The following is a 22,950-nucleotide window of genomic DNA, read 5'->3' on the forward strand; positions in this document are numbered from 1 at the left end:
GATCGGTCATAAAGACTTATTATTGAATAATAGTTAACTAGTTAACTATTATTCAATAATAAGAAGGTGAAAAGTATGGAATGCTCGGAATTGCTATTACATCAACTTTTTCAAACGGTCCGAATTATTTCCAAAGGTTTAAATAAAAACTTAGAGTCTCATGGAATCTATAGCTCTGAGTGGTCAATCATAACGACATTAAAGGAAAAAAAATCAATGACTCAGGGAGCGTTAGCAAGCTATTTAAATATTGAGCCACCTGCAGTATCTAAAAGTTTAGTCAAATTGGAACAAAAGGGGCTAATCATGAGGATTCCAGGTGATGACAAAAGAGAAAAGAAAGTAATTTTAACCGAAAAAGCGGAGGAGCAATACCTCACTTGGAGCCAAATAGTGGGGCATCATAGAAAGGCAATTTTAGCTAATTTGTCGGAAGAAAAACAAAAGGAAGTAACAACATTGCTAAAAACAATTTTCCAAAGTGCCCAGCAATATGAGGGACTTTAGATAGCAACGCATAAGTTCTAGTAAAGAGCAGGCGGTAACTTAAATGGAGGATCTATGATGGAATGTAAAAAAGACGAAAGTAGCAGTGCTACAACATTGTGGTCAAAAAACTTTTTATTACTTGTATTTGGAAATTTTTTTGTATATCAAGGAATTTTGATGTTGATTCCAACCTTTCCACTATATATAAAACAAATTGGCGGGAATGATTTAGAGGCCAGTCTTCCCTTTGCGGTTGTTTCGATTTCTGCTCTTATTGTTCGCTCCATTAGCGGCAATGCAGCAGACAAATATGGGCGAAGGCCGCTACTGATAATCGGCATGAGTCTCCTTATTATTTTTAACTGTTCTTATTTTCTCGTTTCAGGAATTGGCATTATTCTAGTATTGCGATTTTGTCAGGGAATCGGTTGGGGAATGACATCGACAGTGCTAGCAACGATTATGTCTGACATAGTATCTACTAAAAGGCGGGGGGAGGGGACAGGATATTTCGCATTATCCATTATTCTTGGAACCTCTTTTGCAACGGTCTTAGGAATTGAAGCTATGAAGCGTTATAACTTTGATGTCATTCTAACTATTTCTACAGTTCTAGTTGGTCTTGGGATGGTATTAACGCAAGGCATATCAATTGCGCCGATAGAAAAAGTACATAAACCGAAACCTATTACACAAGGGTTTAGTTGGAATGATTTGTTTGAGAAAAGTGCATTATTGCCTGCTTTTTTATGTTTCTTACATTCAATTACCTTTGGTGGGATTATGAGTTTTATCATATTATTTGGTCAAGAAACCGGTATTGAAAATGTAGGGATATATTTCATCGGTCATGTTTCAATGATTTTAATTAGCCGTCCTTTTGCTGGAAAACTATTTGACCGAAAGGGACATTCTTTTGTAATCATACCAGGCGTACTGCTTATGATAATTGGTCTCTTTATATTATCCTATGCAACCTCCATGTACTCTTTAGTCGCAGCCTCATTATGTTATGGATTAGGATATGGAGCGGCTCATCCTTCTCTGCAAGCATGGGCAATTCAACGATCTCCCGAGGAACGTAAGGGAGCAGCCAATGGAACATTCTTATCTTCTTTGGATTTAGGATATGCAATTGGTGCCGTATTGTTGGGCTTAATTGCCACCCACACAAACTATGCTACTATGTATCGAATCTCTGTTTTGTTTTTAGTAGTGTTTGCCGTAATCTATGGATATCACCTGATAAAGGCGAAACAAGATAGTGCTAATGAAAATGAATATGATGAAGAATCAGCATGATCAATATTGGGTTAATGCAGTCCGCATGTAATGGTGAGAAAGCTCAGCGGAGGCTACATAGATAAATTTGAGGAGGTATTTATAATGTCTTTAAAGTACAAAAAATTATTTGAGCCAGTTAAAATAGGCTCCTTAGAGGTGAAAAACCGTTTTGCCATGGCTCCTATGGGGCCTTTAGGACTTGCAGATGCTGAAGGAGGCTTTAATCAGCGTGGGGTGGAATACTATACCGCTCGTGCCCGGGGTGGTACTGGTCTTATTATTACGGGGGTAACTTTTGTAGATAACGTTGTTGAAGAACATGGAATGCCGAGTGTTCCTTGTTCTACTCACAATCCTTTGCATTTTATTCGTACAGCCCGTGAAATGACAGAACGTATTCATGCCTATGATGCAAAGGTTTTTCTGCAGTTAAGCGGTGGTTTTGGCAGAGTAACGATACCGACTAATTTAGGCGAGTTTCCTCCGGTTGCCCCTTCACCCATTCAGCATCGCTGGCTTGACAAAACTTGTAGAGAAATGACAATCGAAGAGATTAAATCTATTGTTAAAAAATTTGGCGACGGTGCGGCAAGTGCTAAACGGGCGGGTTTTGACGGCGTGCAGATTCATGCGGTTCATGAAGGTTACCTGATTGACCAGTTTGCCATCTCTTTTTTCAATAACAGAACCGATGAATACGGTGGTCCTTTGGAAAATCGTCTGCGCTTTGCCCGCGAGATTGTGGAAGAAATCAAGAAAAGATGTGGCAAGGATTTCCCTGTTACCTTGCGGTATAGTCCTAAAAGCTTCATAAAGGACTGGCGCGAAGGCGCTTTGCCTGGTGAAGAATTCGAAGAGAAGGGCAGAGATATTCCGGAAGGTATCGAAGCGGCAAAACTGCTTGTGGCTTACGGTTATGACGCCCTGGATATAGATGTGGGCTCTTACGATTCCTGGTGGTGGAGTCATCCTCCAATGTATCAGGATAAAGGACTCTATATTCCTTATGCTAAAATCATCAAAGACGTAGTAGATGTACCTATCATTTGTGCAGGACGTATGGACAATCCTGATTTAGCCCTAAGTGCAATAAATGACGGTGCTTGTGATATGATAAGTCTTGGTCGTCCGCTATTGGCAGATGAAAGTTATGTCAATAAGCTTCGAGCGGGAAAAACAGCGGATATTCGGCCTTGTTTATCTTGTCAGGAAGGCTGCATGGGACGTATTCAGGAGTATTCCGTGCTCAACTGCGCCGTAAATCCTGCTGCTTGCAGAGAAAAAGACGCAGCGCTTTTTCCGACACTCAAGAGCAAAAAGGTAGTGGTTGTCGGCGGCGGAGTTGCTGGATGTGAGGCGGCAAGAGTATTAGCATTAAGAGGACATAATCCTGTAATTTATGAAAAATCTAGCCGGTTGGGCGGTAATCTAATTCCCGGCGGGGCGCCTGATTTTAAAGAAGATGACCACGCTTTAGTTGCTTGGTATGAACATACGCTCAAGGAACTTGGGGTAGAGGTTAATCTAAACACCGAAGTCAATGCAAATTTGCTCAGCGGAATCTCTGCAGATGCTACCATCATTGCGACAGGATCAAAACCCAAAATGTTCAGTTTTGGCGATGACAGTAAAGTATATGCTGCCGCAGATGTATTGTTAAAGAAGGTTGATTCTGGCAAAAATGTAGTAATTGTAGGTGGTGGACTTGTAGGCTGCGAACTTGCCATTTGGTTGGCACGGAGCAAAAAGAACGTTACTCTGGTCGAGATTCAAGATAAGCTGTTAGCTGTAAACGGCCCACTTTGCCATGCCAATTCAGAAATGCTAGAAAGACTGGTACCATTTAGCGGTGTCGAAGTATTAACCTCCTCAAAGGTTGTGAAAACCACGGAAAAAGGTGTTATAGTAAACAGCGACGGTAATGACCGGGAACTTCCTGCGGATAGCGTTGTCCTTGCCGTAGGCTACAGCGCTGAAAACTCCCTCTATAACGAGATTAAATATGAATGTGCTGATGTTCATTTAATCGGTGATGCTCGTAAAGTGGCAAATATCATGTATGCGATTTGGGATGCTTATGAGGTTGCTTCAAATTTATAACATATAAAAAAGACCATAATGAACCGTGAACTTGATTAATGACGGCTTTATCGAGTTTGCTGATGATGTGATTTTACGGCTGCCACACGAATGCTTTCGTTATGTGGCAGCTTCTTTTTATTATGTTTTGGGCAAGGCCCGGCCTAGGACCGATTGAACGGTTTCCTTTGTAATGCGGATAAAGGCCTGCTCGTATTTGGTTAAATACTTGCCTTTTCGATAGACCACGGCCAGGGTGCGCGTAAAGGAGGGCTCGGCGGTAAAGAGACGCACCGGCCTGTTGACATTGCTGTTTAGCTGGCTTATCGACAGGGTGGAGAAAGTAAAACCCGTGCCGATGGAAGCAAGATTATGTGCCGTTTGGGAGCTTCTCGTTTCCAAAACGATGCGCGGCTGATAACCAGCCTGTAAAAATAGGCTGTCTGCAATACGGCGCAAAGCTTGCCCTTGCTGAAGCAAAACAAAAGGTTCGTGCTCCAGATCGGACAAATTTAAAGAAACTGGTGCATCATTGTCTCCTAACCCATTCGTCAGCGGGTGGGTGGGCGGCGCGACGATTAACAATTTTTCTTCCATTAAAATTTCATAGGAGAAACCTTCGCTCCTAATTGGCAACGAAAGAATGGTGAGGTCTGTTACGCCTTGGTTCATCCACTCCTCTAGGTTGGCCGAGGTGCCTTCATGCAAGGACAAGTCGACTTGAGGGAAAAGTGCGCGGAATGCAGGAAGTATAATCGGGAGGATATAGGCGCTGCGCACGGGTGAGATTCCGAGGGCGAGGCGCCCACTGTTTTCTTCGGAGAAGTCTTTCATTTGCTGCAGCAGGTTACTGTCCAGTTGCAACATTTGCCGTGCTACTTGTGCGAACTGTTCACCAGCGTAAGTGAGTGTGATCGGTGTTGATTTACGGTCAAATAGCTGGATGCCAATCTGATTTTCAAGTTTTTGAATATACTGGCTTAAATGAGGTTGAGCAATATAGAGCTTTTCTGCCGCACGGGAAAAGCTTTTTTCTTCTGCGACCATCAACATATAGCGCAATTGACGTAATTCCATGGCAAAGCCTCCTTTATACATAAAAACGTATAGCTATTATACTTATTATAATATTAGACTTATGATTTTGCCTATATTATAATTTGCTTGTTGGTGAAATAGAGCGAATATACGTAAAATTGTTAGGAGGAATTCTTTTGAAAACCATTCAAAAAGAAGCGACTGTCGGTTTTGAAGAAACAAACGATGCATTGGTTACTGTCAGCCCTTTGACAGCAGGACAAGGAATTACAGTGGAACTTGTTTCTTCCGTGAAACGCCAGTATGGTCAACACCTAGAAGATTTGATTGTGGCGACAGTCAATGAAGTGGGTTATACCGACGTCCATGTAAAAGTAATAGATAAAGGGGCTTGGGATTATGCGTTGAAGGCGCGTATCGTAGCCGCCTTACATAGGGGGGACGCTGCATGAATCAGGATGTAAAATCAAGACTCAGACGTACGATGATGTTTGTGCCTGGCAATAGCCCAAAAATGATTAACAATGCGGACCTTTATGGTGCCGATACAATTATGTTTGACGTGGAGGATTCCATAGCTGTATCGCAAAAAGACGCAGCCAGGCTTATGGTCAAATATGCCCTTGAGGCAATACCATTTAGCTGCGAAACGGCGGTGCGCGTCAACCATGTGACACAGACTCCCTTTGGTATTGATGATTTGAAGGCGATTTTGCCCTCTAAGCCCGACTTGATTCGTTTGCCAAAAACCGAATCTGTCGATGAAGTGCGCTTGGTAACCAAGATGATCAAGGAAGTGGAACAGCGCGAAGGCTTTCCGGAAGGTTCGATCAATATCATTTGCGCCATTGAGAGCGTCAGAGGTCTCTATGAAGTGCGCGCCATTGCCAAGGAGCCACGTGTCATAGCGATTGCCTTGGGTGGAGAGGACTTCATTGCCGACCTGAGGACGCAGCGGACCCAACGAGGAATTGAATTTTACCATGCCCGTTCCGAAATCCTTATGGCAGCCCGTGATGCTGGTATCCAGGCAATGGATACTGTGTATGCTGATGTGGCGAATTTAGAAGGATTCCGGCAGGAAGTGACGGACATCAAGGATATGGGATTCGATGGTAAATCCGTGGTTCATCCTACCCAAATCGGCATTGTTCATGAAATCTATACGCCGACGGAAAAACAAATTGCTCATGCCGTGAAGGTACTAGCCTGCTATAAAGATGCTGTAGAGAACAACAAAGGAGTGATAACAGTTGACGGAAAAATGATTGATGGACCAATTGTTGTTCGGGCGGAACGTATTGTAGCGCAAGCAAAAGCGGCGGGTATTCTTACTGAGGAGGGATGTAAAGATGAAAAATAAAGCGGGACGTGAGCTACCAGATCACATTTATGGACTGAAAGCGTATCGGCCATACGAAGGGCTGTTTGTCAATTCGCCGGAGCCGGTGCATATGGCAGGCAGAACGCTGCGCGTTGGACGGCCTAGCAACAATAAAGTATTGTCCTCGTTGGTAGAAGCGGTGGAAGCCACCGGCCTAAGAGACGGCATGACCATATCCTTTCATCACCATTTTCGCAATGGCGACTACGTTAACAAATTAGTGATGACGGCCATTGCCGCCAAAGGTATTAAAGACATTACGATTGCGACCAGCTCGCTTAATGATTGTCACGATTTTCTCATTGATTACATTGAAGATGGCACGGTTACGGCTTTGGAGACGAGCGGTCTGCGGGGTAAACTCGGTGCTTATCTGACTAAAAACCCCGGCAAACTGAAGCGACCGATTATCGTTCGTTCTCACGGTGGACGGGCAAGAGCCATTGAGGCGGGTGAAGTGAAAATCGATGTGGCCTTTATGGGCGTACCGACATGTGACCGCTTTGGCAATGCTACGGGCCGTCTAGGCAAATCGGCTTGCGGTTCCCTCGGTTATGCCATGCTCGATTCCCGCTTTGCTGAACAGGTTGTATTGGTGACGGATAACCTAATCGGCGGCTATGTCTTCCCCTATAGCATTCCTCAGACCGATGTTAACTACATTGTTGCGGTGGAAGCAATCGGTGATCCGGAAGGTATTGCCTCCGGCATCCTGAAAATTACCAAAAACCCTATTCAATTGCTATTGGCCGAAGCGGCAGCCAAAGTCATCGAACACTCAGGTTACTTTAAAAATGGCTACTCAATCCAAATGGGTGGTGGTGGCTCTGCCTTAGCGGTGGGCCGCTTTATTCGCGAGAAAATGCTCAAACAGCAGATCAAAGGCAGCTTTGGCGTCGGCGGCGTAACGGGCCTATTTGCTCAAATGCTGGAAGAAGGATTGTTTGAAATTTGCTACGACACGCAGACATTTGATACAACGGCGATTCAGTCCTTACGGGAGAATCCCCGCCATGTGGAAATCTCATCTTCTTTCTATGCTAACCCTTGGAGCCCTGGCCCGATTATTAATGATCTGGACATTGTTATTTTGGGCGCAACAGAAGTCGATCTCGATTTCAATGTGAATGTGATTACTAACTCTAATGGCCTGTTGATGGGCGCCTCTGGCGGTCACTCCGATATTGCTGCTGCTTCCAAGTTGGCGATTATTGTCATGCCACTTATCCGGGGCCGGTTACCTATGGTGCGTGACCGAGTGCAAAACATCGTCACGCCGGGGGAAAGCATCGACGTGGTGGTGACGGACCGTGGTATTGCCGTCAATCCGCGCCGACAAGATCTCATCGATAATCTACGCAAGAGTGGGCTCAAGATCATGACGATCGAAGAACTACAAGGAGTGGCACATAAACTTGTTGGAAAACCACAGGAAATTGTCTTGAGCGAAGCAGACAAGGACATTGTCGCGATTGTTGAGTACCGCGATGGAACGCTTCTCGACGTAATTCGCAAGCCATTATAAAAGTAGGTAGTTTTTTAGGTAATGATTACCCTTGTTTTCAAAAACAAGGAACTCTTTTGAATTTCAGCCATGTGTCATTGGCTTTTGAGAATGGAGTAAAGATATGATACCTACGATTGGTAGATTAGCGAGCAAGTTTAACCTGTCACGAAGTACGCTGCGTTATTATGATTCGATCGGCGTGTTATCTCCGATAAAGAGAGGCAAGGGGAATTACCGTATATACTCGGAAGAAGATTGTAAACGTTTGGAACAGATTGCTAACTATCGTCAAATAGGGCTTTCTCTTCAAGAAATAAAAGAGATTTTAGATAACAAAATATGCATTGCTGCATTAAGTTTGAAAACTAATTAGAAGAAATAAATGAAGAAATTTTACTAAAGAGAAGCTACCCGTAATCATCCTTATTGGTATATTATGGGTAGCTTCTCTTTTGATTGGACATAGCGATAAGATATGAGCAATTTACAGTTAATGTCCCGTTTCCCCATATAAATGGTAACATGGACCGCTGGAGTGCATAAAATAATATGACATAATAAAGGAAAGGAGATTTAATGTGATAAGCTCCAGATTTATCTTCAAGAGGTTTAAGCAACTGGCGCTAAAAACCAGTACTCCAGGGTTGTCTATAGCCAATCTGCCAATGCTGTTCTCACTTGACGATTGGCTTTTTATAATGAGACGGATAGAAAATGGTAAATGGTCAAATATGTCCAATGCTGAGAAAAGGGCTAAATTGCGTAATAAGCATACTAATATCATTACCTTCAAAGATGTGGAAGGTAATGATGAAGCCAAGCAGGAATTGAAAGAAATTTTAGAGTTTATCAAGCATCCCAAAAAATTTAGTAATTTGGGTGCTCGCATTCCTAAAGGAGTTCTGTTGTACGGGCCTCCCGGCACAGGTAAAACATTACTGGCAAAGGCGCTGGCAGGTGAGGCAGGAGTACCTTTCTTAAGTATCAGCGGTTCCCAATTCGTAGAGATGTACGTTGGTGTTGGTGCTTCCAGGGTGCGTGATCTATTTAAGGAAGGCCGGAAGAAGGCGCCATGTATCATCTTCATTGACGAGATTGATGCAGTTGGGCGGCAGCGTGGAGCTGGTGTAGGTGGCGGAAATGATGAACGAGAGCAAACCCTTAATCAGTTGCTAGTAGAAATGGATGGATTCGAGGCTAATAAAGGTGTCTTTGTTGTGGCAGCCACCAATCGAACGGATATTCTCGATTCGGCACTTTTACGACCAGGACGGTTTGACCGCCGTATTGTAGTCGATCGACCAGATCTTATGGGGCGTCTTAACATATTAAAAGTGCATACTAGAAGTAAGCCCTTAGCAGATAAGATGGATCTTGAAGTCCTCGCCCGCCGTACACCTGGTTTTACAGGAGCTGACCTCAGTAATGTAGTGAACGAAGCTGCCATTCTTGCCGCGCGCCAAGGTAAAACATGTATAGAGATGCATGATATGGAGGAAGCGGTGGAACGTGTAGTGGCAGGACCGGAGCGTAAAAGCCGTTTTATCAACGAAAAAGATAAGAAACTTACTGCGTACCATGAAGCTGGTCACGTTTTAGTCGCAATGCTTCTAAGGCACGCTGACCCGATTCATAGGGTGTCTATTATTCCACGGGGCCAGGCTGGTGGATATACTCTTACTTTGGGGAAGGAAGATCGTTATTGTCTTACTAGGTCAGAAATTTTCGATCAGATTAAGATTCTGCTGGCTGGTCGAGCATCTGAAAACTTGATATTTAATGAAACGAGCACCGGAGTCCATAATGACCTAATACAGGCCACCGAGCTTGCACGTAAAATGGTCTGTGAATACGGTATGAGCGAGACCTTGGGACCAGTCGCTTTATCACGATCTAAGGAACAAGTTTTTTTGGGCCGTGATATTACTCTCGGCCCCAATAATAGCCAGGAAATGGAATATAGTATAGATAAAGAAATACGTCAGATACTAGAGAACGCTTATGGAAAAGCCGAAGAAATAATCAAATCCAATCTTGATAAGCTACAGCTGGTTGCAACTACCCTATTAGAACGAGAAAAGTTGGATGGTGAAGAACTTCGTCAGTTGCTAGGAAGATAAAGATTACTAAACTAAGTTTCTTTGTTACGATAAAGGCAACTGCCAGGTTGAAAGAAGAAACCTGAAACAGAACTTTCTCTTGGTAAAATAATGCTTATAATGTGAAAATATAGCAGGATTTAGTATTTATGAAAGAGAAGCTATCCATAATCTACCTTTTTAGTAGATTGTGGATAGCTTTTCTTTAGATTTGACATAACAATGAAATATGGACAGTTTAAAGTTATCATTCCTAATAGGGACAACTAACTTCTCACCGTGTCCCTTGAGAAAATTTGATTCTGAATTTCAACTATTCATATTAAAAGAGGTGAACCATGGATATTAAACCACAAACAGTTATAAAAATGACAGTCATTAGAAAGAATGGCTACTGCCCAATTTTTCAAGAGGGTGATCAAATTACTATAAGAAAGCATTGTTTAGACACAGATGTAAATGAGCTGAATAAATATTGCTATGCTACATTAGCCGATATATATCCGAAATGTAATGATTTGAGAAAACAACCAATTAGAACAAAAGACTACTTTGCCTGTCGAGATAATGGTATCATAGAAATCGAGTTAGAACGATTGGAAGATGAGTTATATGATTTTGAAAGGAAAAGTTGATGATTTTTGTATAGCGATATTAGGCAATGAAGATAAAATTGAATCAATGGAACCGCCCCTGATTCCATATAGAAAGATAGCGTGCCAATCGGCACGCTATCTTTTGCATCTTCTGTTTATGTCTATAGCGCATTTTCCAAAATTTTTCGGCTTACATCCAGCGAAAGATCTTGGGTTTCTGAGAGTGCTGCCATGCCATGCGTCTTTAACTGTTCAATGATAACCGGTATTTGATCTTTGCCGATGTTATAGCCGGACAGCCTTGCCAGTGAAACCAGGCTGTTTATTTCCGCTACGGGGCAAGTGGCTGTATTTACTACTTTCGGCACCCTTTTAGGAACAGTAGCTAAACTAGAAGAAATAAATTAAGAAATTTCTACGACCACTAGGACGAACAAAAAATCCATATCAAAGATAATCCGAGGTTCTATCTAGGACTTAGGATTATCTTTTTTATTGCTATTGACCTGACTATAACTTCATAGTTTATTCTTTTAAATATAAGAAGCTAGAGGAGCAAATCGATCTAGGGAGGCTAGGTGTATGTTCTTAATCAATCGGAACTTTCTTTTACTTTGGAGCGGTCAATTAGTTTCTCAATTAGGCGATAAAGCCTATAACATTGTGCTGATGTGGTGGTTGCTTGAGAAAACTAATTCGCCAATTTTTGTTAGCTCTTTTCTTGTTGTCTCAATGTTACCCGAGCTGCTTTTTGGCCCAGTGGCTGGTGTGTATATTGACCGATGGGGCAAAAAGAAAGTATTAGTGGTGTCTGATTTTATTCGGGGAATTATTATATTAATGCTTGCTGCTCTATATCAGTCGCAGCTTTTGGAAATATGGCATATTTATGTGGCAGCACTTTGTATTTCACTCTGTTCGGCATTCTTTAACCCAGCTATAATGTCTGTCATACCGGTTATTGTTGAAAAAGATAAGCTTCAGCAGGCAAATGCTTTGAGCCAAATGGTAGTAGGGGCTGTGTCGATAATTGGGCCATTGCTAGGGGCCTCGAGTATCGTCTTGGTGGGTTATATCGGTGGGCTTATATTTAACGGAATTTCCTATATCGCATCGGGAATTGCTGAGCTTTTTTTGTGCATAACCACAATCAAAGTTCAAACCAAGGAATCCGTCATTTATAGTTTAGCGCAAGGATTTCGTTTCATTCGGGCAGATGTGCGTGTGTCCGTAATTGTGATTGTGATTGCTATTGTTCATGTCTTTGTTGGAAGTGTTGTCGTAATCATACCGTTTCTTGCTCAATTATTAGATGGCAATGGGATTAATAACTTGGGATTGTTACAAGCTGCTATTGGTGGGGGGATGATCGTTGGGGCAGGGTATAGTTCGAGGTATTTGCGCAAAAACGTTAGCGAGCTGTACCTATTCTACGCTATCATGTGCATGGGATTAGGGATTCTAGCACTTGGAGCACTGCAGTTACTACACGCCGGATTAGTAGAAATCTATGTATTCGTTTGCATCATAATAGGTAGTTGTATAGCGATTGCAAGCGTGCTTTGGCGTACAATCGCACAGATTTGCATCCCAGTGGAAATATCCGGACGCGTTTTTAGCGTATTTTCTACAACCGGGAATATTTCTTTACCTATTTCAATTGGAATATTTGGTGTGCTTTTGAATTACGTGGCACCTGGATTATTATTTTCTTTTGCAGGTGGTTGCCTAATGGTTTTCGGAGTAGTATTGTTGTATAGTAACCGAAAAAACTTCGGAGGAACTTGTAAAAGAAAAGACCTCATCTAGAATAAGATGGTTTTGCGAGAGGAACTCTTTTGAATTTTAGCCATGTGCTATTGGCCTTTGAGAATGGAGTAAAGATATGACATCTACGATTGGTAAATTAGCGAGGAAGTTTAACCTATCACGAAGTACGCTGCTTTATTATGATTCAATCGGCTTGTTATCTCCCCTAAAGAGAGGCAATGGGAATTACCGTATATACTCGGAAGAAGATTGTAAGCGATTGGAACAGATTGCTAACTATCGTCAAACAGGGCTTTCTCTAGAGCAAATAAAAGAGATATTAGATAGCAAGAAATGCATTGCTGCAGTAAGTTTGGAAACGAAATTAGAAGAAATTAATGAAGAAATTTCCAAGTTGAGGCAACAGCAGCATTTTATTATTAAGCTTCTACAAGATAATCGGTTGCTAGAACGGGTGGGGATCATTCAAAAGGAATCACTAACTGGGTTAATGCATTCAGCAGGTATTGATGAGAAGGCGCAGTGGAGGCTACATAATCAGTTCGAAAAAAAATTTCCGGACAAACATCAAGAATTTTTGCAAATCCTTGGATTATCTTCCGAACAAATAAGCAAGATTAGGGAGTGGTCCTACAAGGAACAAGATAATGCTAGGCTATATGACCACCAGGTAGATTGCGATAATCCTTTAAAATAGAATCGACAAAATAGTAAGGGGGAAATATTGATGTTTCTTATAATTTTGAACTACATTAAACCATTGGAGTATCTTGATGAATTAATACCAGCGCATATTGAGTTTCTGGATCGGTTCTATAATCAAGAGAAGTTCCTTGTCTCAGGGCGTAGAAATCCACGAGTTGGTGGAGTTATTATTGCTAAAGCGAGCAGAGAAGAAGAAGTATGGGATATAATCAAACAAGATCCTTTTCATAGTAATGGAGCAGCAGAATATGAAGTGATTGAGTTTATCCCATCCAAATATGATCCACGCTTAGAAGGTCTTTTGAGTTAAATAATAACGCTGCAACTTATATGCATTCAAAGCTTATTAGCATTACAACTGGGTATAGTCTGAAAGAATATTTAATGCCTCATATTTTTCAACTCTTGGGAATATCTGAGCCACAATGGGATTCTGGTGTAAATGGTATATCATTTGGATGCTCAGGGTTATATTTAACGGCACGAGACTTATCCAAATTTGGTCAAGTGCTACTTAATCATGGTGTATGGAACAAAAAAGGCTTATATCTGAAGATTATATTGCACAGGCTACGAAATCCCTAAATTGACACTGTGACTTCAGTGAATATTTTTCAGCTGTCGATCATAAACAAGCATGCTAAAGAGAAGCTACCCGTAATCTACCTTATTAGTAGATTGTGAGTAGCTTCTCTTTTAGATTTATCATGGCGATGAATATAGACAAGAGTTGCGAATTTCTACTCTAATGGTGTACTTCAAGAGGTACTTGATTTTTATCCTTTAAAATCCGTATTCATCGTACCATGTCCAAAGCCGCTACAATCTTAGGGGTAACGGTTATTGGAGGATTAGTAGCCTCTTACATTCACATCGAAGTTTTATCAGAAATTGCAATCAATGCCGAGCATAGTGTATCCATACAAAAAGATTTTTTAAAAAAGATATTCCCGAATATATTACCAATGAGTTACGCACTGTTTATGTTTATCTCTTGAAAAAGAAGATAGAATTTAAGAGTAGAGTTTTTGCCAATCCATATGCTGAAATGGAAGTTGTTTTCAAGTAACTTCTTATTGAACCTTATATCTCATATACCAATTAACCTCATGATTTAAACACCAAGCACAAGGGTGAACAACCTGTCCCTGTGTTCCATTAGCATAGAGAGCAAAATATAGAAGAATGTAACGAAGAGAAGCTGCCCATAATAACGTAGTTAGCAGTAAATTATAGGCAGCTTCTCTTTTATTTGTTATGCCGATAAAATAAGACAATTTAGAACTATCATCTTTAATTGGGACAAGGAACCTGCCCTCCTGTCCCTTGGTGCTGACTTTTTCAGTGGTTTCGAACGTTACCAAGTGTCACATACGCCACACTGTACTATGAAATGGACTTAAAGATAGAAATTACCGAAATTTACAATTAATAATTAATGCTCCATAGGGGGATATTTTTAATGAATCCAATTTACCAGCAATATCGTATGGAATAAAAAAAATTACTTTTCAATCTTTGATTGTTTTTGGGAGGACTATGTTATTAAATACAGAACAACTCCGACAAAAAGCTCATGAGCTTGCATTGACCCATGACCCTTATGTGAGACGCTGGTCATCAAAGCGCCTGTGGCGGGAGTTTTATAACGACATCGAAGAATTACGCACGTTTATTCGTTCTCTGCAGGAAGGTGATGCAAGTTGTTTGCAGCCCGCAGAAGAATGGTTTTTGGATCATGCTGAATTCATCGATGAACAGGTGCTGGTCATCCGCCATCAGCTTTCTGGTGCCTTTGTGCGAAATTTGCCCGATTTACGCAAGACCGGCAAAACAAGGATACTGTCTATTTGTGCTAATTATCTTGAACATGTGGACGGGAACCTGGATGAGGATTCGCTCATCTCATATATCAATTCTTACCAGGAAGTATCGGTTTTGACTATAGCAGAGGCGTGGGCCATTCCGCTTATTATGCGAATCGCCTTAATCCAGCGCCTGGCCGCAGTCATGGAACTGGTTCGCGAACGGCGAGAGGTGTGTACCTTAGTCGATCGGCTGCTGGCACGCCTGCAGCCGGTGAGGTTAAATCCGGAAGTGCTAAAGTCTGCCCTTGAAGAAGCAGGCCAGGATACGCTGCTCTCCGGCTGCCAGATCGCCTACTTGGTCAGGCGTCTGCGAGAGTGGGCGGACGATTCGACAACCGTGCGGGAATGGCTAATGTGCAAATTAGAAAATGGCTCCGACAGCCTTGATCGAATCGTCTCTTATGAGTATCAGCTTCAGGCAGCCTATCAGGTAACCACAGGCAACCTTATGGGAAGTCTGCGTAAAATATCACGCTTAGACTGGCAAGAGCGGTTTGAACAGATTTGTATGGTCGAGCATACGCTACATGCAGAAAGCACAGGTACATATCGGCTTCTTGATTTTTCAAGCCGCGATGTGTTACGTAAGCGGGTTGAGAATTTGGCCTGCCGTCTGCATGTGCCGGAAAATCTAGTTGCGCAGCAGGCCGTCGGGCTTGCGGCAAAGGAATATGGGCAGGCGTATACAGAACAGGAAAAAAACGATGAGATAACACGTGGGCCGGTTATGCTGGAAGAGCTGCCACGCCAGGTATTTGCCGCATACTATTTGCTCGAAGCGGATGGTATCAAGGAACTGCGGCATGCACTAAAGATCTGCGGCACTCCTTCGTATTTACCGGAATTGGAAATGTTACGCCGCTCCACTGGTACCTATTTTACTGCCCTGACAGGATTATTCATGGTTTTCCTTCTTGGATTTGCCTGGTGGGTATCCAGGGGCACAAGCGTTACCGTTGGCCAGTGGGTGATCGTTATACTGGCACTGTTCTTACCCGTGAGCGAGTGGGCCATCACGGCGGCACACTGGCTTATAGAATGTGTGAGGCAGCCACAGCCGCTGCTCCGATACGATTTCTCGCGCGATGTTCCACCGGAAGCAACCACAATGGTGGTCATCCCCGTTATTTGGTCCACAGTCAAAGAGGTGCAGGAATTGGCGGATCGGCTGGAACTGCATTATCTGGCAAACCGCTATTCGAATATTCATTTTGCTCTCTTGGGCGATTTTACCGACGCAGGTGAGGAGACGCTGCCGGAAGATGCCGCTATTCATGCTACCGCCCGCGTAAGCATTGAGGAGTTAAACCGCACATACTCCGGCCCTGAAGGGAGCACCTTTTACCTCTTTCAGCGCCGCAGGATGTGGAACCCGTCCGAGGGAGTATGGATGGGTTGGGAACGCAAGCGGGGTAAATTGGTGGAATTTGTTGAACTGCTTAAAGGAAAGAATGATACGACCTATGATTTTGTAGTTGGGGACACAGACGTCTTGCCGCGAATCCGTTACATAATCACCCTTGACGCGGATACAGAACTGCCGCTGGGAAGCGCGCAGCGGATAATCGGCACTATGCATCTGCCCTATAATCGGCCACGGTTAAACCATACTCGGACAAGGGTCGTCGAGGGATACGGCGTACTGCAGCCGCGTATCGGTATTAGCCACAACGCGGCTTTGCGCTCGCGCTTCGCTTATCTGTGGTCGGTGGATCCGGGAATCGATCCATATGTTTTTGCTGCCTCCGATCCGTACCAGGATGGGCTGGGGCAGGGCATTTTTACAGGAAAGGGTATATTCGATATTGATGCATTTGCACAGGTTTTATGCGAGCGCATCCCGGAAAACCGGGTGCTTAGTCACGATTTATTAGAAGGTGGATTTTTACGTGCCGGCTTGCTGTCGGATATCGAATTAATTGATGAGCATCCGGCGGTGTTCAGTACCTATCAAAAGAGAATGCACCGCTGGGTGCGCGGGGACTGGCAACTCATTCCATGGCTGTTACACAGTGTTCCCGACCGCCGGGGAATATTTCAGCCAGTTGATTTATCCTCTCTCACCCGTTGGCAGATCATTGACAATTTACGGCGCAGTATACTGCCACCTGTACAGCTTGCAGTATTGCTGCTTGGGATGAACGTACTGCCAGGTTCTTCCGTCCGCTGGGTTGTCTTTATAGTAGCTACCTTGTTGTTGCCGTTGCTTCGCCAGCTGGTGGCGGTGAGGTGGGTTATTGGCCATCCGCGGAGTTTGCTGGGTACAGCCGCTCAAGTTTTGGTAAACATAATGATAATGCCGTTTCAGAGTGTGCTTTTGCTAGACGCAGTCTCCAGAACTCTGTACCGTTTAGTTGTGACAAAACGTCATTTACTTGAATGGGTGAGTGCGGCGGAGGTCGAACGCAGGCAGCGGGGCTGGCACTACCCCGTGTTGCTGGGAATGTACGGAGGGTATGCGGTAGCGTTTCTTTTTGTGCTGACAGCAGTGGCCAGTACCGTTCCGGTTCTGCGGTGGACAGGCCTGATATTTTGCGTTTTATGGGCCATTGCTCCTTTGGTGGTCCGCTGGCTGAACCAGCCTGTGCAGCAGCCTGAGTGCCCGCTTGCGGAGACTGAGCAGGAAGAACTGCAGAAACTGTCAAAACAGATTTGGACGTTCTTCGAGGATTACGTTACGGAAAAAGAGAATTGGCTGCCGCCTGATAATGTTCAATTGGAGCCGCCTAACGGAATCGCTCACCGCACTTCGCCGACCAACATCGGACTTTACCTTACCTGCACACTGACTGCACGGGATTTTGGGTTTATCGATACACCCGGTTTAATTGAACGATTGGAGCGTACGATTGGCACAGTGGAGCACCTGGATAAATGGAAAGGTCATCTTTATAACTGGTACGATACTGTCACATTGGAGCCGCTGCCACCGCTGTACGTGTCAACGGTAGATTCCGGAAATCTCGTTGTCTGTTTGGTAGCCGTCAAAGAAGGGGTAGCGGAATGGCTCAAGTCGGACCTGGAAGGGGATGGGTGGCCAGGTGCCAATAAAGTCCACGGTAAGACGGTAGAAACATTAAATGTTGCTTTCGCTGAGGAGTTAACGCCTGTACGGAAGGAGAAAGCGATAGACCAATACGGAACATCACCCCAAAGCGTCCGGGAGGAATGGCTTTATCGCGGGGAAAAACTGCTTGCCCGCCTGGAAGCGCTGATCAACGGGACAGACTTTCGTCCGCTTTATGACCATAAAGCGAAATTGTTCCACCTGGGCTACAACGCAGGGCTGAATAAATCCGATCCAATCCTATATGACCTGATGGCGTCGGAGGCTAGGCTGTCAAGCTTTATTGCCATCGCTCTCGGCCAGGTCTCCGTGTCGCACTGGCATGCCCTCGGACGGACAATGACGCGGGTGGGAAGACGAGTTACGCTGCTCTCTTGGTCTGGGACAATGTTTGAATATTTAATGCCGTGGTTGTTTATGCGTACCTATCCGAAAACCGTCTGGGACAGCACCTACCGTGGAGTGGTTCAGCGGCAAATTGAGTATGCCCACCAGCGGGGAGTTCCCTTTGGCGTCTCTGAATCCGGTTACTATGCCTTTGATTATCAGATGAACTATCAATACAGAGCGTTCGGTGTCCCCGGTTTAGGGTTCAAGCGTGGTCTCGAGCAGGATTTAGTTGTGGCACCCTACGCAACAATCCTTGCCTTACCCTTTGCAAAGCAACAAGGGCTGCTGGATTTACGCAAGTTGGATGAGCTTGGCGCCCGGGGAAAATACGGCTATTTTGAAGCCATCGATTTTACGTCTGAACGACTGCCGAAGAAGCAGGCCAGTATAGTCATCCGCAGTTTTATGGCCCATCACCAGGGAATGAGCCTGCTCGCACTTGCTAACTTGCTGGCACCGAGAAAAATAACCGAGCGCTTTCACCGTGACAAGCGCGTACGAGCAGCGGAACTTCTTCTGCAAGAGCGCATTCCAGCACGGCCTAAAATTATTAAACATCCCGCCATGACACGTAAATACGTGTCTTATAAGAAGTCGACAGAGATCGTCACTCTGCGCGAATACCGCAGTGCAGACACGCCTGCACCCGAAGTGTGCGTTCTGTCAAACGGGGCATTTATGACCATTGTGACCAACAGCGGCAGCGGTTTCAGCCGTTACGAAGGTCTGGCCGTTTCACGCTGGCGGGAGGATCCGGTATTGGACAACTGGGGAAGCTATATATATATTCGCGACGTTACTCGGGATGAGGTATGGTCGCCGGCATTTCAGCCCTGCCGTGTCCAGTCTGACGAACAACGTGTGCAGTTTGCTCTTGATCGAGCCACTTTCATGCGCGTGGACGGAGACGTACAGACAAGCATGGAAATTTGTGTATCGCCGGAATGGAATGCTGAAGTCAGGCGGCTGACGCTTACGAATACCGGAAATGAAGAGCGGATCATGGAAATAACAACCTTTCTTGAACTGGCCCTGGCATCTCCCATGGCCGACGATGCGCACCCGGCTTTCAGTAAATTGTTCATCAAAACGGCATATGTTGAGGATGCCCAGTGCTTGCTGGCCCGGCGCAGGCCCCGTCGGGATGACGAAAAAACGTTATGGGCGGCGCATTCTCTGCTGACCCCAGGCCAAACCCTCGGGCCGGTGGAATATGAGACCGATCGGTCCAGCTTCATAGGCCGGGGGCATACGCTCGCCTTGCCGCTGGGAGTCCGTTCCCGCTTGCGCGGAACGGTAGGTTCTGTGGCCGATCCTGCATTTATCATGCGGAGGCGGATGAGCATCAAGCCTGGCGAACAGGCGCAACTGTTCGCTGTTACTGCTGTGGCAGGCACGAAAGAAGAGGCATTGGAGATTGTCAGCCGTTTCTCTGGAGACCTAGTAGTGGAACGAACATTTCAACTGGCATGGAATCGCAGTCAAATCGAATTTCAGCACCTGCATTTGACTGCTGCCCAGGCTATGGCTTTTCAAGCTTTCGCTGGTCGGATTGTGCATACTCCGATGCTGCGCCAGGAGCGCGCGCAAAGTATCTTGTCTAATGTAAAAGGCCAGTCCGGCCTCTGGTCATACGGAGTTTCCGGCGACGTGCCAATGATCCTGGTACGGATCGAGGACCGGGCCAATTTGCAGTTTGTGGTCAATTTGCTTGCCGGACACGAGTATTTGCGCCGGCTGGGGTTACTTTTCGATCTGGTTATTTTGAACGAATCGGCGGGAGGCTACCAGCAGGATTTGCAGGAGGCACTGCGGCGGGCGGTTGAACAAGTCATTGGCTGGCACAGCCCGGGGCCGGGCGGGATTTTTATCATAAGTTCCAGCCAACTGCCTGAAGAAGACAGGACGCTGCTCCTAGCCACCGCCCGTATTGTGCTCAGGGCAGATGGTCCCAGCTTCCAGGCGCAATCCAATCTGCTCCGAAGGGCTATGGCTTTTCCAGCGCCTCTCAAACCGACGGCGTCAGTAAACAGGTTCGCTGGACCTGCGCTAGACAATGGGGACGATTTATTATTTTTCAATAGTTGGGGAGGATTTTCGCCCGATGGCCGGGAGTATCGGATTTCACTTAAAAACGGCAATTATCTGCCGGCACCATGGATCAATGTGCTTGCCAATCCCCGTTTTGGCTGCCTTGTGTCCGAACTCGGTACGGGCTACACTTGGTGGCGCAATAGCCGTGAGTGCAAGCTGACCCCATGGTCTAACGATCCTGTGCTTGATCCGCCAGGGGAAATGTGTTACCTGCGGGACGAAGAGAGTGGCGAACTGTGGTCTGGTGCACCTAGACGAGGGGACGCCGAACAGGCGGACGGGTCTTCTGTCTTGGGCTACACCGTTAACCATGGCAGGGGGTACACTTGTTTTCGTCACGAGGGACACGGTATCAGGTCTGAAATGACTGTTTTTGTTCCCCTTGATGATCCTGTCAAGGTTATTCAGTTGCGGCTACAGAATAAAAGTTCCGAGCAGCGGCATCTTTCCATCACCTATTATGCGGAATGGGTACTGGGTGTACAGCGCCCGGCGAATGCTTCTTTCATCATCACGGAGTGGGACGATTCTGCTCGGCTGCTACTGGCACGTAATGCGTATCAAGAGAATTTTCACGAGGCATGCGCCTTTTTAGGCGTATATTCGCAAACGGAAACTTCTGTTAGGTCACCCGTTGCGGCAGAATTTGAAGCGCAGCAGAACGTCGGTTCTGACGATCTATCCTGGACGGCAGACCGTAGTGAATTTTTCGGCCGCAATGGCACCTGGGAAAATCCGGCTGCTATGGCCCGGGAGCACCTTTCAGGTCAAACAGGATCGCTATATGATACGTGCGGTGCGGTACAGACCAAGCTCATACTGGAGCCTGGGGCCGAACAGACTATCTACATCCTGCTTGGCGCGGAACATTCCCGGGACGCCGCCGTGAAATTGGCTAAAAAGTACCACCAATCCCAAGTTTGCGATCAAGCCTTGGAGCATGTACGTAATTTCTGGGATGGTGTTTTAGAACAAATCACGGTTTCCACGCCCTGTCCGGAGATGGATTTACTAGTAAACGGTTGGCTCTTGTACCAGGCTCTTGGCTGCAGAATGTGGGCACGTTCCGCCTTTTACCAAGCGGGAGGCGCGTACGGCTTTCGCGATCAATTGCAGGATTCTCTGGCACTTCTGCACACCCGTCCCGATTTAACACGGGCGCAAATTTTACTGCATGCCGCGCATCAGTATGAGGAGGGCGACGTGCAGCACTGGTGGCATGAAGAGACGCAGCGCGGCATCCGCACACGTTTCTCCGATGATTTAATGTGGTTGCCGTATGCCGTCGGACGGTATGTTGAGCATACGGGGGACGAAGGTATACTGGAAGAGGTGGTACCGTTTCTTTATAGTGATCCTTTACAGGAGGGTGAACATGAACGGTATGAGCCAACCCAAATTTCTGCCCAAAACGGCACCATTTTTGAACATTGCTTACGTGCCATTGACAGAGCTGTGCAACGCTTTGGCGAGCACGGGCTGCCGTTGATCGGGATTGGCGACTGGAACGACGGTATGAGTCATGTCGGCGCTGAAGGCCGGGGTGAGAGCGTATGGCTTGGTTGGTTTCTCTGTGACGTGCTAAAAAGGTTTGCGGATTTTTGCCGGCAGCGCGGCGCTATTGAGCGGGCGGAGCATTACCTGGACATATGTAGACAACTGGCAGCTTCTCTTGATAAGCATGCCTGGGACGGGCAGTGGTACCGGCGGGCTTTCACCGACGCCGGACAATGGCTGGGTTCTATCTATAATGAGGAGTGCCGTATCGACGCCATCGCCCAATCCTGGTCAGTAATTTCAGGGGCGGCGCCACAAGAAAAGGCACTGCAAGCGATGCAGTCATTCGACCGTGAACTGGTGGACCGGGATCTTTCTGTTGCGCGTCTTTTAACACCGGCTTTTGACCGCACGAATCCGAGCCCCGGCTATATTCAGGGGTACCCGCCGGGTATCCGGGAGAACGGAGCCCAGTATACCCATGGCGTTATCTGGAGCATTATCGCCTGGTGCGGGCTTGGCAACGGAGATAAGGCTTTGGAATTGTTCCAACTGTTAAATCCTCTCAATCATACACGCACGCCTAATGAAGTACGGCAGTATGCGGGCGAACCCTACGTCATTGCGGCGGACGTTTATACGGCTCAGCCGCACCAGGGGCGCGCCGGCTGGACGTGGTACACTGGTGCTGCCGGATGGATGTATCAGGCGGGAGTTGAGTCGATTCTCGGTCTTCGTCGCCGTGGTGACCGGCTGTACATTTGCCCGTGTATTCCTTGCGAATGGCCAGGGTTTTCTGTCAGCTACCGTTTTGGCAACAGTTCCTACCATATTACCGTTAAAAACCCGTCCCATAAGTCGGTTGGAGCGGTTGCTTTACAAATTGATGGACGGGAAGTTGCACTTACGGAGCGAGACGTGAAGGATGGTCCTTACGTTAAAATGTGCGATGACGGGCAGCCTCATCAAGTTGTTCTGACGTTGTAAAAAACTTACGCCCCATGCTGTTCCGATACATCGTATATGTTTCATGCAAAACTCTATAAAAGAGAAACTACTCAGAGTCTACCTAGTTGGTAGATC

At 45.7% G+C, this 22,950-nt stretch carries 15 protein-coding genes; 14 read left to right on the forward strand and 1 reads right to left on the reverse strand.

The annotated features are described in order from the left end of the window. Positions 1-75: 75 nt before the first annotated feature. The 3 genes from UFO1_RS00600 (at position 76) to UFO1_RS00610 (ending at position 3,873) form a co-directional block, all read left to right on the forward strand. Complete coding sequence (locus UFO1_RS00600) at positions 76-507, forward strand: MarR family winged helix-turn-helix transcriptional regulator (RefSeq protein WP_038666562.1); 432 nt, start codon at positions 76-78, stop codon at positions 505-507. Positions 508-561: 54 nt separating this feature from the next. Further along, the gene (locus UFO1_RS00605) at positions 562-1,791 is read left to right on the forward strand and encodes an MFS transporter (RefSeq protein ID WP_236639300.1); all 1,230 of its coding nucleotides are present in this window, start codon (positions 562-564) and stop codon (positions 1,789-1,791) included. A gap of 84 nt (positions 1,792-1,875) precedes the next feature. Further along, positions 1,876-3,873: an FAD-dependent oxidoreductase gene (locus UFO1_RS00610; RefSeq protein WP_038666568.1), complete on the forward strand. Its 1,998-nt coding sequence runs from the start codon at positions 1,876-1,878 to the stop codon at positions 3,871-3,873. A gap of 120 nt (positions 3,874-3,993) precedes the next feature. Here UFO1_RS00610 and UFO1_RS00615 read toward each other — a convergent pair whose 3' ends face one another. Continuing rightward, entirely contained in the window at positions 3,994-4,929 is a 936-nt protein-coding gene (locus UFO1_RS00615; protein WP_038666571.1) for a LysR family transcriptional regulator, read from the reverse strand. Positions 4,930-5,066: 137 nt separating this feature from the next. Here UFO1_RS00615 and citD point away from each other — a divergent pair, with 137 nt between their 5' ends. From citD to UFO1_RS00680, 11 genes are all read left to right on the forward strand, one after another. After that, the gene (gene citD / locus UFO1_RS00620; protein ID WP_051788772.1) at positions 5,067-5,342 is read left to right on the forward strand and encodes a citrate lyase acyl carrier protein; all 276 of its coding nucleotides are present in this window, start codon (positions 5,067-5,069) and stop codon (positions 5,340-5,342) included. Then, positions 5,339-6,253 carry an aldolase/citrate lyase family protein gene (locus UFO1_RS00625; RefSeq protein WP_038666574.1) on the forward strand — a complete coding sequence of 305 codons (915 nt, stop codon included), beginning with the start codon at positions 5,339-5,341 and terminating at the stop codon, positions 6,251-6,253. Before citD ends, UFO1_RS00625 begins: the two co-directional genes overlap by 4 nt. Further along, positions 6,243-7,799: a citrate lyase subunit alpha gene (gene citF, locus UFO1_RS00630; RefSeq protein ID WP_038666577.1), complete on the forward strand. Its 1,557-nt coding sequence runs from the start codon at positions 6,243-6,245 to the stop codon at positions 7,797-7,799. The genes UFO1_RS00625 and citF overlap by 11 nt, the downstream gene beginning before the upstream one ends. Positions 7,800-7,902: 103 nt before the next feature. Continuing rightward, entirely contained in the window at positions 7,903-8,154 is a 252-nt protein-coding gene (locus UFO1_RS00635) for a MerR family transcriptional regulator (protein WP_051788773.1), read from the forward strand. 205 nt (positions 8,155-8,359) lie between these two features. Then, the gene (gene ftsH, locus UFO1_RS00640; RefSeq protein WP_051788774.1) at positions 8,360-9,901 is read left to right on the forward strand and encodes an ATP-dependent zinc metalloprotease FtsH; all 1,542 of its coding nucleotides are present in this window, start codon (positions 8,360-8,362) and stop codon (positions 9,899-9,901) included. A 317-nt stretch (positions 9,902-10,218) separates the two neighbouring features. Next, positions 10,219-10,515, forward strand: a complete 297-nt coding sequence (locus UFO1_RS00645) for a hypothetical protein (protein WP_038666581.1) — start codon at positions 10,219-10,221, stop codon at positions 10,513-10,515. A gap of 543 nt (positions 10,516-11,058) precedes the next feature. After that, positions 11,059-12,285, forward strand: coding sequence for an MFS transporter (locus tag UFO1_RS00655; RefSeq protein WP_051788775.1), 1,227 nt, complete (start codon positions 11,059-11,061; stop codon positions 12,283-12,285). 76 nt (positions 12,286-12,361) lie between these two features. Further along, positions 12,362-12,943 carry a MerR family transcriptional regulator gene (locus UFO1_RS00660; protein ID WP_051788776.1) on the forward strand — a complete coding sequence of 194 codons (582 nt, stop codon included), beginning with the start codon at positions 12,362-12,364 and terminating at the stop codon, positions 12,941-12,943. A 30-nt stretch (positions 12,944-12,973) separates the two neighbouring features. Beyond that, the gene (locus UFO1_RS00665; RefSeq protein WP_038666586.1) at positions 12,974-13,261 is read left to right on the forward strand and encodes a YciI family protein; all 288 of its coding nucleotides are present in this window, start codon (positions 12,974-12,976) and stop codon (positions 13,259-13,261) included. A 496-nt stretch (positions 13,262-13,757) separates the two neighbouring features. Then, positions 13,758-13,949, forward strand: coding sequence for a PTS system mannose/fructose/sorbose family transporter subunit IID (locus tag UFO1_RS26155; RefSeq protein WP_071841975.1), 192 nt, complete (start codon positions 13,758-13,760; stop codon positions 13,947-13,949). A 541-nt stretch (positions 13,950-14,490) separates the two neighbouring features. Beyond that, positions 14,491-22,854 carry a GH36-type glycosyl hydrolase domain-containing protein gene (locus tag UFO1_RS00680; RefSeq protein ID WP_038666595.1) on the forward strand — a complete coding sequence of 2,788 codons (8,364 nt, stop codon included), beginning with the start codon at positions 14,491-14,493 and terminating at the stop codon, positions 22,852-22,854. The last annotated feature ends 96 nt before the right edge of the window (positions 22,855-22,950 follow it).

The sequence above is a fragment of the Pelosinus sp. UFO1 genome (genome assembly GCF_000725345.1).
In the GTDB taxonomy this organism is placed as follows: domain Bacteria; phylum Bacillota; class Negativicutes; order DSM-13327; family DSM-13327; genus Pelosinus.